Below are 848 nucleotides of genomic sequence, written 5' to 3'. Positions count from 1 at the left end.
GACCGCAATGTCCCGCGTTGTGTGAGTTCGATGGCGACCCAGCGAACGTCCGCAAAGCTCTAGTGCGACCTTTCGGGAAAAAGTGCGGCGAACGACGGGTCAGAACCCCAAACTCCCAAATGCTGCGGTCCGCTCCAACGGGTTGATCGCGGACCTTACAGTCATCGGAGTGTCTGGACAGGATGGCTGTTTTCGGGTTCGGGCAGCACCGGCAATCACCTTTGGGTTTTCAGTATCCGGCGAACTGTTCAACACGAACGTCCTGTGGGGTGATCCCGAGACGGGAGAGTATATCCTGTGTCGAGGCGACCATATTGGCCGGACCGACGCAGTAGTAGATCGGCTCGTTCGGATCCTGAACGTGGCGTTGCAGCATCGACCCGTCGATACGCCCGATTTCACCCTTCCAGTGACTGCCTTTCGGTGCAGTCATCGTGGCAACCAGCTCGAAATTCGGGTGGATGTCGGCGAGGTGCTGCAGTTCGCCGAGGCAAGCGGCATCGTCCGGGCGGCTGTTCGCGTAGACGAGTGTGATCTTTCGCTCGAATCCCTTGTGGGCCTCGTTGCGGATCATCGACAGGAATGGCGTGATCCCAATGCCTCCGGCAAGGAACACAGCCGGACGACTGGTGTCTTCGTGTAGAGCGAAATGTCCGATGGGACCTGAAACCGTCAACTCTGCCCCTGCATCCAGGGCAGCAAGGCCGCGTTTGAAGGAACTGTCCCGCATCCGGGTAATGAGCGTCAGATTCGCATCGCGCGGCGCAGAGGCGATGGAGAGAATGCGCGAGGCGCCCTTGCTATCGGTCTCACTCGGGTTCGCAAGTGTGACGCGGACAGCTTGCCCT

At 59.6% G+C, this 848-nt stretch carries 1 protein-coding gene; it reads right to left on the bottom strand.

The genetic code is table 11. The annotated features are described in order from the left end of the window. Window positions 1-229 precede the first annotated feature (229 nt). On the bottom strand, window positions 230-848 hold a 619-nt coding region (locus R3X27_RS25510; RefSeq protein WP_317711725.1), incomplete at its 5' end, for an FAD-dependent oxidoreductase.

The organism is Tropicimonas sp. TH_r6 (genome assembly GCF_033101155.1).
In the GTDB taxonomy this organism is placed as follows: Bacteria; Pseudomonadota; Alphaproteobacteria; order Rhodobacterales; family Rhodobacteraceae; genus Tropicimonas.
This window is presented reverse-complemented; position numbering and strand designations above follow the sequence as displayed.